Origin of the sequence: Acidaminococcus sp. BV3L6 (genome assembly GCF_000468835.1) — a bacterium.
In the GTDB taxonomy this organism is placed as follows: Bacteria; Bacillota; Negativicutes; order Acidaminococcales; family Acidaminococcaceae; genus Acidaminococcus; species Acidaminococcus intestini.
The window spans coordinates 1-12,558 of sequence record NZ_AWUR01000024.1 but is presented as its reverse complement, the minus strand read 5'-3'; the positions used below and the strand labels follow the sequence as shown (position 1 = coordinate 12,558).

At 46.8% G+C, this 12,558-nt stretch carries 12 protein-coding genes and 1 tRNA gene; 4 read left to right on the top strand and 9 right to left on the bottom strand.

The annotated features are described in order from the left end of the window. The 5 genes from HMPREF1246_RS04965 to HMPREF1246_RS04945 form a co-directional block, all read right to left on the bottom strand. On the bottom strand, positions 1–298 hold a 298-nt coding region (locus HMPREF1246_RS04965), incomplete at its 3' end, for a response regulator (protein ID WP_021736880.1). Then, positions 295–1,725: a cell wall metabolism sensor histidine kinase WalK gene (locus HMPREF1246_RS04960; RefSeq protein WP_227079555.1), complete on the bottom strand. Its 1,431-nt coding sequence runs from the start codon at positions 1,723–1,725 to the stop codon at positions 295–297. The genes HMPREF1246_RS04965 and HMPREF1246_RS04960, both read right to left, overlap by 4 nt. Before the next feature lie 148 nt (positions 1,726–1,873). After that, on the bottom strand, positions 1,874–3,355 hold the full coding sequence (locus HMPREF1246_RS04955) for a glycosyltransferase family 39 protein (RefSeq protein WP_021736886.1): 1,482 nt from the start codon (positions 3,353–3,355) through the stop codon (positions 1,874–1,876). After that, positions 3,352–4,299 carry an NAD-dependent epimerase/dehydratase family protein gene (locus tag HMPREF1246_RS04950; RefSeq protein WP_021736881.1) on the bottom strand — a complete coding sequence of 316 codons (948 nt, stop codon included), beginning with the start codon at positions 4,297–4,299 and terminating at the stop codon, positions 3,352–3,354. Before HMPREF1246_RS04950 ends, HMPREF1246_RS04955 begins: the two co-directional genes overlap by 4 nt. Before the next feature lie 364 nt (positions 4,300–4,663). Further along, positions 4,664–5,935: an S-layer homology domain-containing protein gene (locus HMPREF1246_RS04945; RefSeq protein WP_021736885.1), complete on the bottom strand. Its 1,272-nt coding sequence runs from the start codon at positions 5,933–5,935 to the stop codon at positions 4,664–4,666. A 252-nt stretch (positions 5,936–6,187) separates the two neighbouring features. On the opposite strand from HMPREF1246_RS04945, the gene HMPREF1246_RS04940 reads away from it, so the two are divergent. After that, complete coding sequence (locus tag HMPREF1246_RS04940) at positions 6,188–6,787, top strand: GNAT family N-acetyltransferase (RefSeq protein ID WP_021736884.1); 600 nt, start codon at positions 6,188–6,190, stop codon at positions 6,785–6,787. Between the two features lie 309 nt (positions 6,788–7,096). On the opposite strand, the gene HMPREF1246_RS04935 is transcribed toward HMPREF1246_RS04940, so the two are convergent. From HMPREF1246_RS04935 to HMPREF1246_RS04920, 4 genes are all read right to left on the bottom strand, one after another. Next, positions 7,097–7,173, bottom strand: a tRNA-Val gene (locus HMPREF1246_RS04935). A gap of 52 nt (positions 7,174–7,225) precedes the next feature. Beyond that, positions 7,226–7,915 (bottom strand): DUF554 domain-containing protein, encoded by a 690-nt coding sequence (locus tag HMPREF1246_RS04930; protein WP_009015012.1) that lies wholly within the window; start codon positions 7,913–7,915, stop codon positions 7,226–7,228. Between the two features lie 10 nt (positions 7,916–7,925). After that, positions 7,926–8,906 carry a ParB/RepB/Spo0J family partition protein gene (locus HMPREF1246_RS04925; protein WP_009015011.1) on the bottom strand — a complete coding sequence of 327 codons (981 nt, stop codon included), beginning with the start codon at positions 8,904–8,906 and terminating at the stop codon, positions 7,926–7,928. Beyond that, positions 8,896–9,684, bottom strand: coding sequence for a ParA family protein (locus HMPREF1246_RS04920; protein WP_014129187.1), 789 nt, complete (start codon positions 9,682–9,684; stop codon positions 8,896–8,898). Before HMPREF1246_RS04920 ends, HMPREF1246_RS04925 begins: the two co-directional genes overlap by 11 nt. A 399-nt stretch (positions 9,685–10,083) precedes the next feature. Between HMPREF1246_RS04920 and HMPREF1246_RS10815 the strand changes: the two genes are divergently transcribed. The 3 genes from HMPREF1246_RS10815 (at position 10,084) to HMPREF1246_RS04910 (ending at position 12,520) form a co-directional block, all read left to right on the top strand. Then, on the top strand, positions 10,084–10,398 hold the full coding sequence (locus HMPREF1246_RS10815) for a hypothetical protein (protein ID WP_231368237.1): 315 nt from the start codon (positions 10,084–10,086) through the stop codon (positions 10,396–10,398). Positions 10,399–10,508: 110 nt separating this feature from the next. Further along, a complete protein-coding gene (locus HMPREF1246_RS04915) occupies positions 10,509–11,627 on the top strand; it encodes a 5-methyltetrahydropteroyltriglutamate--homocysteine S-methyltransferase (RefSeq protein WP_021736887.1) in 1,119 nt (372 codons plus the stop codon). A gap of 68 nt (positions 11,628–11,695) precedes the next feature. Then, complete coding sequence (locus tag HMPREF1246_RS04910; protein ID WP_009015008.1) at positions 11,696–12,520, top strand: MetQ/NlpA family ABC transporter substrate-binding protein; 825 nt, start codon at positions 11,696–11,698, stop codon at positions 12,518–12,520. The last annotated feature ends 38 nt before the right edge of the window (positions 12,521–12,558 follow it).

The following is a 12,558-nucleotide window of genomic DNA, read 5'->3' as shown; positions in this document are numbered from 1 at the left end:
CAATATAGTCGTCGGCACCCAGTCCCAATCCCCTGATTTTATCGATATCTTCCTGTCTTGCGGAGACCATCAGGATAGGGATATCTTTTTCTGCTCGGATTTCGCGGCAAACCTGGAAACCATCTTCTCCGGGAAGCATAATATCCAAAAGAATCAAATCAACAGGAGAACTCAGGGCTGCTTTTTTTCCCGAAAGACCCGTAAATGCCATCTGGACTTCAAATCCATTGGCTTCCAAATAATCCCTCTCCAGTTCAGCAATCCCTTTATCATCCTCGATAATCAGTACCTTTTTCATGCTTCCTCCTTTGCTAATGGAAACTCCATGACAATCTTCAAGCCATGGGGCGTTTCATTTTCAGCCCAAATGATACCCTTCATTCCCTTCACTAGCTCCCGTACGACGGCAAGCCCAAGTCCACTACCCTTGGCCGGATTGGTCCTTGCTTTATCAGTACGGTAGAAACTTTCAAACAGATGGCTTAAATCACTGGGCGCAACCCCTGGCCCATCATCGCTAAAAGCCAGCTGAACCCACTGTTTCCTTGGAACCGACAAACTCATGACCACATGCCCCAAATCAGCCGTCTTATATTTGATGCTGTTGGAAAGAAGGTTCGTTACAATCCGGGAAAACTGAATCCGGTCAAGAAGGACTACGCATTCCTCCCGGGGAGCCTCCACCTTGAGTAAGAGTCCTTGGCTCTTGAAGTGTTCCGACTGTTCCTCAACATAGTCTTCCAAATATGCCTTAAGAGGAACCTTCTCCATATGGTATTCCATCTGCCCCAGGTCCAGCTTGGAAAAAAGGAACAAGCTTTGGACCAAGTTTCCCATATGCCTTGCCGTATCAATGATCATCCGAAAATAATGGTCTTTTTTCTCCGGTGTATCTGCAATCCCGTCTCGCAGGCCGCAGGCATACCCTTCGATCTTGGTCAGAGGGGTTGAAAGGTCATGGGAAATTCCTGCAATCATTTCCTTGCGGTTCCGTTCATATCGATCCCGGGTTTCCCGTGCCATCTTAAGCTGGCGGCGCGTCAGTTCAAAGGCCATCATCGTCATCCCAATTTCGTCTTCGCTATCTACAGGAACCGGCGTATCAAGATCCCCTTGGGCAATATGACTGGCCGTCACCTGCAGGACCTGCAGCGGTTCAATGATCTGTCTGCCAAGATACCGGGACAGCTTCCAGCCAATGATGAGGATCAGCAAGGTAACCAAGCCGCAGACCACATAAAAGCTCTTTTTTAGTAGAGCCTTGGAACTGATATCGATCAGTTCCCCGTCCACGACCAAAGGCCCTTCTCCAATTACGGCAAGACGGACCCCACTCTCATCAGAAAAATAATGGAACGCAAGGCCCTTTTCCCCCCAGGAGATGGAACCTCTTCCGCTGGGAGCTTCCGAAAGTGCTTGGGAAAGGGTTTCCATGCCCTGTGTATCTTCTGTTTGATAGATGATGGCACCCTGCTTTCCAACGATGACCACCCGACATCCCAACGCCTCCAGATGATGGGCAGAGTCCACGAGGTCCTTGCTCTTTTTCTTAAACTGATCGGCTCGGACACGGAACCGGGTCAATTCAAATTGGGTTGAAAGTGTCGGCCCACTTTCCGGCCAAAGAAAGGAGAGGATTGTTGACCGATTCAAATTACCAAACTGAAGGCTCAAGAAGACAAGGGCACTTAACAGGGCCATAAAGATCACGGGGATGATGATCATGAAAAAATTAGAAAACAGCAGCCGCTTTTTTATGGAAAAATCTCGTATATGTATCATGCGTCCTCCTACACAAACACGCTGGAATCCACTTTTTTATTATACTACAAAAAGAAGGGATTCCTGCTAAGAGGAATCCCCTTTATCGGGGTCATCGTACAACTTTTCTAAGAACCATCCACATTCCATCATCATGGACGCATTCCCAGATTCCGTCAATATCTGTCTCAAAATCTTGCAGGTCCCCGCTCCGCACAACGGCAAGGATGTCCTTATCTTCTGAAAGGGATTCTATAGAAGCAAAAGGCATCATGTTCTTTGCGTTCCAGTCCAATGCGCCCGGAAGCAGCTCTGGAATTTCATCCTTCCATTTGAGCCGTTTGGCCACATAACCCGAATAATAGGTAAGGGAAACCGGATAGCGTCCGCCATAGGTAACGACTGTTGTGTCATTTCTGATCATGGTTCTAACTATCTGGGCCGCATCATAAGCAGAAGCTTTCCGGCATTGCGGGATGGCTACCATATAAGTAAGAATCAGATACACGGTCAAAGCGCCTCCCGCCAGTCCTTTTACAAGCCGTTCATGTTGGACCAAAAAGGAGGAAAAGAAGACGGCAAACGGCAGCATATAAGGAAACGTATAGGTCATATATTTTGTCTGGACAAGTTCAAAGATAAAAATCGTCACAAAAGCCCAGGAAGCAAAAAAAGCCTTCCGAACATCCACTTCGGGGAGCTTTTTCTGATAGGCTGCATGCCTGCAGAAATTCCGGATTTTAAGGGTCCACTCCCGCCTTGATCCTGAAAGGGGCAGGGTAAAGGACCAAGGGGCCCAGCCCAAAAGAAAAACAAAGAAATAGTAGTACCAAACATTTTGGCGTGGGTGTTCCGAAACGGTAGCCCTCAAAAAATTATGGACGCCAAAGAAATTCAGAAGAAAGTCATGACCATGCAGGACCGTCATGGGTCCATACCAAAGGCCGGTCAAGATCAAATAGAGAAGCCCTCCGGAAACCAGTTTCATGTGCGCCAAGGCTTTTATGTCCCGCCGCCACCAGAGGAAAAAAAGGATGATAAGGCCAGGAAGCCCCAGTCCTATCGGGCCTTTGACCAAGGTCCCGATGGCAGCGGCCGTATAGGCCGCATAGTACCAGCTGGATTTTTTCTGCGTATAGCCCAGATAAAATGCCATCAGTGTCATTTCTAAAAAGACAAAGAGCGTCATATCCGTAATGATGGCCTTTCCAATGTAAAAATATTCAGCACTGGTCAAAAGGAGCAAAGAAGCCGCCATGGCCCGTTTAGCTGAATACAACCGCTTCAAAAAAAAGTAGGACAGCTCAATCCCTAGAAGGCCAAATAAAGCAGAACCAAGGCGTGCAGCAAAGGAAGTTACGCCAAATAGCTTAAAGGAAAGGAGCAGTTCCCAATAATAAAAAATGGGCTTGTCATACCAATAATGACCATAGATCATTGGGGAAAACCAATCCCCACTTCGAAGCATTTCAAGCGCGGTTTCAGCATAATTTGATTCAACCGGGTCGGTCACAAGAAGGTCCTGGTTCCCGGCAAATAAAAGGATGGCCCCTAAGACCAAAAGGAGCCAAGGATAAGCACGTTCTTTTTTCATGACTGAACTTCCTCCTGACGGGCTTGATCCTGAGCAAACCGAAGGGTTCGAAAAAGTCCTTCTTCCAAGGTCATCTTTGGGATCCATGCCAATAAAGTCCTTGCTTTTGCGCAGCTCAGCACGGAACGATGGATGTCTCCGTACCGCTTAGGACCTTGTTCATGAGGAACACTGTACCCGGCTGCCCTTTCGAGCATCGCCAGTACCGTTTTCAAGGAAACTTCTTTTCCCGTACTAATATTGTAGACCGCATCACCACGTGTTGTTACAAGGCTCTTTGCAAGAGCTTCGGCTACGTCACGGACATAGATCCAATCCCTGGTAGGATCAGTTGCTCCAAAAAGGGTGATGGGGCGATGACGCGCAATCTGATTGGCAAAAATCTGAATAACACCACCGGGATCCTTACGGACTTCCCGCTCTCCATATACATTGGCAAAGCGAAGAATCACCCATTCCATAGAAAAAGAAGGTGCCAGCATACGGATATAGTTTTCTGCCGTCACCTTGCTCAATCCATAAGGAGACAGCGGACATAAAGGCGCTTCTTCCGCCAGCGGCAGGAGTGCTTCTGACGGATGACCATAAACGGCTGCGGAAGAAGCAAAGACGAACCGGCTGACATGGGACTTTCTGGCACCTTCCAAGACGGCAAGGGTCCCACCAATATTAAGGGAGGCATCCCGCAGCGGATCTCGTTCCGAAGAAGCAACTTCAATTTGGGCGGCCAAATGGATTACCGCGTCAAAATGTCTGGCTGCCATAAATTCCTGAAACTGAGGCGTCAGGATATCGATTGGATAGAAATGAGCTTCCAAAGGAAGCAGTCCTACATTGCCTCGCGAAAGATCGTCGACAACGGTTACATCATATCCTTTTTCGATTAGATACCTTACAGTGTGATTGCCGATGAATCCGGCTCCTCCAGTGACCAGCACGTTCATGGGACCACTCCTTTGATTCCTTGATTTTCATCAGTATAAAAGCTGAATCTAAACAAAGCCTAAACAAAGGAATAAGCTTTCCGTAAGCCCCTGCAAAATCCTTGTAAGGAAGCCGCCTTGATTGTCTTGACGAAATACGAGCAGGAAGAACAGCCATATACAAAACATGTTGTTTCACGTGAAACAATAAAAAAGTCTCCCCGGATCATCCAAGGAGACTTTTTAAGGTAACATTGATGTTAAGTTGGGGTGACACAGGCACACGATTCTTGCAATGAAGACGGTTGCCCTTTTCAAAAATCGTTCCCGTTGCGCTCCAGGAACGACCCTTTATTAGATAAAATTCCCAAAGGGGAGCTTATCATTAGAAAGTAACAACGAGCTGGCTCCAGAGCGTACGGGCATGTTTATCGGAGGTTTCTCCCCGTTTGCCCTTCAAATCATAGTAGTCAACTTCAGCCACCATATTCTTGGCAAGGGTCAAGTTGGCTCCCACCTTATAGCCTTTGAAGCCATAACCTGCAAAGGCATCCCATGCACCATCCATAGTGTGGGCAATAACCGTCGGAGCAGACTGATCATAATAAGTTGCAATCAGGCCCCAGCTGCCCGGCTTATCTTCCTCAGCACCGCCATAGGTCAGACCAACGACGTAACCGTCATCATCGCCGTCTCGATATTCGGAAAGAAGGACATCTTTATCACCTTTCAGGTACATACCGGAAAGATTCAGCTTGCCAGCGGTATAATCAGCGCCAACCGTCCAAATTTTATTGTCACCATTTAGGCCAAAATCTTCAAATTTAACGTCCTTGGCCTTAAGGTAGGAAGCCGCCAGATTGAGGTTGCCCCAAGTCCCGCCCAACTCCGCTTGGTAGAACGTATCAGCAACGGAAGCATCCGTATCATCGTTCCAGCCAAAATCACTTTCACTGGCCATTTTCCCATAGGCTGCCGTGAGATAGGCATTACCGAAAGGTACGGTCGCCCGAACCGCGTCGACCTGGCTATCATAGATATTGCCATTGCCGAGGAATTCATCATAGCGGCCAGCTTTGATACCGACAACTCCAATATTTCCTTCCAAGAAGGCTCGCTGGAAATCGGTGTCACTGTCACCAGATTCATTCTTGCCCTGAAAATACTGATGATTTTCAAGCATGGCCGTATAGTGCCAGTTATCGTTCACTTCACCAGTGAACCAAAGACGGGTCCTCAGGTCCGATTCAGAATTGCTTTCCCCATCGTCCTTGAATATACCGCCTTTATTGCTTGCATAGCTCATCTGGACCTCGCCAGTCACACGAACATGATCCGCATTCTTTTCGAGTTTTGCTACTCTAACTCCAAGATTATCGAGCTCATCGGCAAATTCACCAACAAGCTTATCATCAGCACCGATAGCTCCCTTAGCCAGTGCCTTTGCAACAATCTGGGCCATTTCATAACGGGTCATGGTACGGTCGCCTTTATAGGTGCCGTCAGGATAGCCATCGACAATCCCTGCCGCGGCCAGCTTGGCAACCGCGGCATAAGCCCAATGACCAGCGGGAACGTCAGAAAAAGGATTGGCTGCAAGTGCCGTGCCGCTGATTCCCAGGGCAAGAACCAGGGCTGTGACAAATTGTTTTTTCATTGTTTCCTCCTTTTACACCAAAAGAACGGAGTAAGCAAAGTTTCCAAGTTTCCTTCGCTTACTATTTTTTGTTTTAGTTAGTTTAATCTAACATTATTAGTATACCGGACATTGCCGCTTTTGACAAGCCCTTTTTTATTATCCTTACGGCCTTCTATCCGGCTCCGTCCTAGATAGAAAAAATATATGGGTTCCATTGCTTTTCCGCGTGCTATAATGACTCTTATCTAATACTGAAAGAAGATGTAATCGATGAAGCCCTTTGTTTCATTCCCTCCTCTTGTCATCCGTCCTGCAAGTCCGGATGATGCTGCGCTTTTGCGTTTGATTTATGCTCCTTATATCCAAGAAACAGCCATAACATTTGAAAAAACGGTTCCCTCTTTAAAGGAATTTCGAGAGCGGATCGTCCATACCCTTCAGCAATATCCTTACCTTGTCTGTGAAGAAAACCAAGAAGTCGTAGGATATGCCTACTTAAGCGCATTTAATCCCAGATCTGCTTACCGCCACTGTGCAGAGACCAGCATCTACGTAAAAAAGAATATGCGACATCATGGAGTAGGAAAAGCCCTTTACCATGCTCTCGAAAAGTCTGCTCAATCCATGGGAATCCTGAATCTAAATGCCTGCATCGCCTATCCATCTAACGAAAAGAAACCAGATCCCTTTTTAAGCCTAGATAGTCCTCATTTCCATGAGCACCTAGGCTATACAGTTGTCGGCCGCTTTCATCAATGTGGATTTAAATTCGGTCGCTATTATGATATGATTTGGATGGAAAAGATGATTGGCCGCCATGACAAATCGCCTCATCCCTTTACTCCCTATCCTGAACTATCTGCAAAATGAACAAAATGATGGATGGGGTAATAGGGAGAGAAGAATCTTCTTATTTTTGAGGGATTCCTCATATCCCTTCAAAAATCCTTTCTGAGCGTTTTTATTGTTTTCCTTATAGATTGAGTCGTATTTTAAGAAAAATCCATTGAGAAATGATTTTTACGCAAGTATTGAGATGAGAGTTCTTTAAAAAATTCCTGTCAACTAATTTTCCCCTTTGCCAGCATGCGAAAAGAAATGGGGCCCAGTGGTTGATCCACTGGGCCCCATTTCTTTATAAAAAAAGGGCCGCTTCCGCGTGCCCTATAGGGATTCAATTGGTGGGGTTATGCGGGTTCGAACCGTAGACCTCATCGATGTGAGCGATGCGCTCTAACCAACTGAGCTATAACCCCGATGTACCCGTCCATTATACTCCTTAGAGAAGAAATTGACAAGTCTTCATTCCTATCCAAAAAAATACGTCATAACGGCAACAATAAATAGGCCAGGAATCATATTTCCTACTCGCATCGCTATTATCTTTGACATTGTAAGTCCGATACCAAAAATAAGGATTCCCCCTGCTGCCGAAATCTCTTGGGCCACTGCATCTGTAACAAAAGGTCCAATGAAACTGGAAAGAAGTGTCAGTGTCCCTTGATAAAAAAAGACAGATAAAGCAGATGCCATAACCCCCGCTCCCATATTGGCACCATACATGATGGCGCTCAGACCATCAATCATCGCTTTTGTATACAGCGTTGATGCATCCCCATTTAATCCATCTTGAATGGATCCAACAATAGCCATGGCACCAACACAATAAATAAGGCTTGTCGTTAAGAATCCTTTTGCAAAGGCTCCGGTCTCCCCTTTTTGGGAAAACCGTTTTCCCAGATAAAGGCCTACTTGTTCCAGTTTTCCCTCAATATTCAGCGCCTCCCCTACGAGGATTCCCAGGACGAGACCAGAAATGACAAAAAGGGTATGCTGCCCAGCAAGAGCCATCTTGAGTCCCAAGACCATTACACAGAGACTCAGTCCATGGATAACGGTCTCCTGGTACCGAACTTTGATGCCGCGTCCCGCCAAAAGACCCAGAGCTCCACCTGCAGCAATGGCCACAGCATTGACCACCGTACCTGTTCCCATCATGATGCTTCACCTACACCGTAAACGGTTTTCCTTCTTCTTGCAAAGCAGGTCCTTCTTTTTTTAGAAGTTCCATGACCCGTTCCAGATCGCCTTCATTATAGTATTCAATGACGATACGGCCTCCATGTTCCTTCTTATCAGGCTGGACCTTGACTTTTGTCCCAAAATATTGGGTTAGATCTTCTTGGATAGCCTTCACATAGATGCTTTGACTTTCCTTGACAGACCGTCTTGCTTTATCCTTCGCTTTTTTCCCATTTTTAGCGGTCTGTTGGGCTTCCAGTTTCTCAGCTTGTTCCTTTTCAGAAAGGCCTTCCTTTTCACTGGTAACGTATTCTTCTACCATACGAGCAGACCAACCTTCTTCTGCTGCACGAAGCGCGAGCTTATCAATTTGCTGGGGATCCGTCAAACTAAGGAGCGGACGAACTTGACCCGCAGTCAATTTTTTATCCGTCACCAGTTGGGCCGCTCCTTCAGGAAGCTTTAAAAGCCGCAGACTGTTTGCCAAAGCAGCCCGGCTCATACCAAGGCGTTTGGCCGCTTCTTCTTGAGTGACCTTAAGAGCGTCCATCATATTCTTGATGCCCCGAGCCTCTTCTATGGGGTCAAGATCGCTGCGCTGCATGTTTTCAACAAGAGCGACTTCCATCATAGTGGCGTCATCATAATCACGGATGACAACAGGAACCTTGACGAGCCCCGCTGCCTTGGCAGCTCGCCAACGGCGCTCTCCGGCAACAATTTCATAGGTTCTCCCCTTTTTGCGGACAATAAGGGGTTGGATAATGCCGCTTTCCTGAACCGATTGGGTAAGTTCTTCCAAAGCCTTTTCATCAAAAGTGTGACGCGGCTGGTAGGGATTGGGAATTAAGTTTTTAACAGCCAATTCCCCTACATTTTCACCCGCCTGCCGTTCTTTGACCACTTTCTTAACCGGTTCAAACATCACATCAAGACCATTTTTCCCCAATCCTCTTTTACTTGGCACGGCGCTTCACCTCCCTTGATAGAGCCCGATATGCATCAGAAGCCTTGCATTTCGGATCATAGGCAATGATGGGTTCCCCGTAGCTAGGTGCTTCTCCAAGGCGTACACTGCGAGGAATCATCGTCTTATAAAGAAGATCTGGGAAATGCTCATGGACGGCTGTCACAACATCATTGGAAAGGTTCGTTCTCGTATCCGCCATGGTCATGACAATTCCTTCTACGGAAAGATTAGGGTTGCTCGTTTCCCGAATACGATCAACGGTCTGGATGAGCTGGGTGACCCCTTCCAAGGCGTAGAATTCACACTGGATGGGAATCAGTACTGAGTCTGCCGCTGTAAGGGCATTGATAGTCAATAAGCTTAAGGAAGGCGGGCAGTCAATTAGGACATAGTCATAACTTTCCTTGACCTTATCCAACTGTTTTTTTAGACTTAAGGCCCGGTTTTTCTTCTCAATCAATTCAATCTCCGCGCCGGCCAGGTTCATTGTAGCCGGAGCCACGCTGAGATTTTTCCATTTTGTTTCTACAACGACCTTATCCATATGGATTCCATGGATGAGGACATCATACATATCTTTTTCAAGGGTATTTTTATCGATTCCAAGGCCGCTTGTTGCATTTCCTTGGGAATCAAGGTCCACAAGGAGGACTCTCGTTCTCGTGTTTGCAAGACAGGCTGCAAGGTTGATACTTGTTGTTGTCTTACCGACACCCCCCTTTTGGTTGGCGATGGCAATGATCTGCGTCATGACATTTTTTCTCTCCTTATTCATAGGTTCACGTCCTATTCTATCACAAATTACATCATCAAGGGAAAAAATCCCTGTTCACCTTGTCCATTTTTTTGAATGTTTCACGTGAAACATTCAAAAAAAATCTTAAATCCATTCTTTTTGGTGCCTGTCTCCCATTTTTTAGCTGTCTCGGAGAATTAGGCGAATGTTTCACGTGAAACATTCGCCTAATTCCCATGTTTTAAAAGCCTTCCCATTGGGACACCACCGTTCCCCGTTTCTATTCCTCCCCAAGAGGAAAGCAAGAGGACTAAAGAAGCAAAACAGATTCCTCCCTCGTATCCATAGGATTCCCCCTTCTGGAGCCATCCCAGAAGATCAGCATTTGGTCATGGATCGAGCTTTTCCCAGCGTATGATCGCATAAAGCCTCCTTCCTATGGATACTAAGACAGTAATGGCGTACCAAAGAAGTTTTTCTTCTGCTCCGATACTTATTTATATCCTCAGAAACAGGCCTAATCATATGAGCCCGTTTCTATTCTTCCGATTTGATGCCGTTACCCAAAAGGTCACTTATATGCTTTTGCCAGATTACAATCTTTCACTTTTATTTTTAACAGCTTCCACAACTAAATGGACAGATGTGCGACTGTCATCAACATTTCCTATAATTGACGCATCCGTTTCTTCCCATCTATTATTCGTTTTTTCTTATGATAAATTGAAGTATGCTGATTTTGCTATGCGTTAAAGTTATATCCATTCATTCTTTTTTGGGATTATACAAATAATCCTTGATGAGATACAATACCCTACATCAATACTATGAATCAGAATATTAGAGCAAAAGGGGACGATACAATGACTGCCACCGCACCATTTCGTTACGATATTGTTGGAAGCTTCCTGAGACCGGCCTCTCTCAAAGCGGCAAGAAAAGCCTTTGAAGAAGGGACCCTTTCCCTAGAAGCACTCTCGAAAGCCGAAGATGAGGCCATCCTTGACCTTGTAGAAAAGGAAAAAGCCTGCGGCCTCAAAGCCGTCACAGACGGCGAATTCCGTCGCCGCTACTGGCATCTGGACTTTTTGGCTGCCCTTGATGGTGTCACGGAAGTCCATGCCGATCATTGGTCTGTTGCATTTAAGGGTGCGCAGCCTAAAGCATCCACCATCGCCATTACAGGGAAAATTGATTTTACGGACCATCCCTTCCTGAATCATTTCCGTTTTCTTAAAAAGGCAGCAGGGGAGACCCTAGCCAAGATGACCATTCCTTCTCCATCCATGCTTCACCTCATCGCCTGCGTGCGGACGGAATCCTACACACCGATTGAACGCTATCGCGATGAAGCCGTGCTTTTTGAAGACATTGCCGCTGCCTACCAAAAAGCGGTCCTGGCCTTCTACGACGCAGGCTGCCGTTATCTCCAGCTGGACGATACGTCCTGGGGCGAATTCTGTGATGAAGATAAACGCGAAGCCTATGCCAAACGCGGTTTTGACCTGGACCGTATTGCCAAAGAATATGTCAAGGTCCTCAACAAGGTCATTGCCGTTAAACCCAAGGATATGGTCATTACCATGCATATCTGCCGCGGCAATTTCCGTTCCACCTGGTTTTCTTCCGGCGGATATGGGCCCATTGCCAAGACCCTCTTTGCGCACTGTCCTGTCGATGGATTCTTTCTCGAATACGATACGGATAGGGCAGGGGACTTCAATCCGCTCCACCATATCAAGGACCAAAAGGTTGTTCTGGGCCTTGTTACCTCAAAATCGGCAGACCTTGAAAATTCGGAAGCCATCAAAAGACGGATCAAGGAAGCAAGCGCCCTGGTTCCCCTGGATCAGCTGGCCCTTAGCCCGCAATGCGGCTTTGCTTCCACGGAAGAAGGCAATCTCCTCACGGAAGAAGACGAGTGGAAGAAGCTCACCCTTATCCGCAGCATTGCCCGTGAAGTCTGGCCCGATGCCGATTGAGTTCCGCTTATCCTAAAAGCAATGTTTCACGTGAAACATCTAGTCGAATCAGAAAGGAAGTCTTTTCTATGCAAAAACGCGTTCTTACCCTTCTTGCTGTCAGTCTTCTCGGGCTCGCTCTCGTAAGCGGCTGCGGCAGCAGTGAAAAGAAAGAAGCCAGTACGCCGCAGAACAAGGTCATCAAGATTGGTGCGACGGCCGGTCCTCATGCCGACGTTGTGCACGCCGTCGCTGACGAAGCAAAAAAGCAGGGAATCAATGTGGAAGTCATCGAATTCTCTGATTATATTACGCCGGACAAAGCCTTGGCGGAAGGTGATTTAGACCTCAACAGCTATCAGCACGCACCATTTCTGGCAAATTTTGCCAAGCAGAACAATGCCAAGCTCGTTCCTATTGGCAATACCATTCTCATGCGTATGGGCATCTATTCCAACAAGATTCATGATATCAATGCCGTTCCTGACGGCAGCGTCGTGGCCATCCCCAATGACCCAACAAACGGCGGGCGTGGCCTCGTCCTTCTTGAAAAAGCAGGTCTCATCAAGCTAAAGGAAGGCGTCGGTTTCAAAGCAACAGCAGCCGATGTGGCAGAAAATCCAAAGCACCTCAAATTCAAAGAACTGGAAGCAGCTCAGCTGCCCCGCAGTCTGGATGATGTAGACCTTGCCGTCATTACCATGAACTATGTCATGAGCAGCGGAATGGATGTCAAGAAACAGGGCCTTTTCTGGGAAAAGGATGATGAGCCCCTTGCAGTCATGGTCCTTGCTGCTCGCGAAAAAGATAAGGACAACCCGACCTATAAAAAGATTGCGGACCTTTTCCATTCCGACGCAGTAAAGAAATTCATTGGAGAAAAGTTCAAAGGAACCATCATTCCTGCAAAATAATGTAAAAAAAGAACCGATCAGAAAGAAGATTATTCCGG

Coding starts and splice junctions, on each gene's coding strand:
- HMPREF1246_RS04910 (WP_009015008.1), top strand. CDS start 11,696: ATGCAAAAACGCGTTCTTACCCTTCTTGCTGTCAGTCTTCTCGGGCTC.
- HMPREF1246_RS04920 (WP_014129187.1), bottom strand. CDS start 9,684: ATGAATAAGGAGAGAAAAAATGTCATGACGCAGATCATTGCCATCGCC.
- HMPREF1246_RS04915 (WP_021736887.1), top strand. CDS start 10,509: ATGACTGCCACCGCACCATTTCGTTACGATATTGTTGGAAGCTTCCTG.
- HMPREF1246_RS04950 (WP_021736881.1), bottom strand. CDS start 4,299: ATGAACGTGCTGGTCACTGGAGGAGCCGGATTCATCGGCAATCACACT.
- HMPREF1246_RS04955 (WP_021736886.1), bottom strand. CDS start 3,355: ATGAAAAAAGAACGTGCTTATCCTTGGCTCCTTTTGGTCTTAGGGGCC.
- HMPREF1246_RS10815 (WP_231368237.1), top strand. CDS start 10,084: ATGGATACTAAGACAGTAATGGCGTACCAAAGAAGTTTTTCTTCTGCT.
- HMPREF1246_RS04945 (WP_021736885.1), bottom strand. CDS start 5,935: ATGAAAAAACAATTTGTCACAGCCCTGGTTCTTGCCCTGGGAATCAGC.
- HMPREF1246_RS04930 (WP_009015012.1), bottom strand. CDS start 7,915: ATGATGGGAACAGGTACGGTGGTCAATGCTGTGGCCATTGCTGCAGGT.
- HMPREF1246_RS04940 (WP_021736884.1), top strand. CDS start 6,188: ATGAAGCCCTTTGTTTCATTCCCTCCTCTTGTCATCCGTCCTGCAAGT.
- HMPREF1246_RS04960 (WP_227079555.1), bottom strand. CDS start 1,725: ATGATCATCATCCCCGTGATCTTTATGGCCCTGTTAAGTGCCCTTGTC.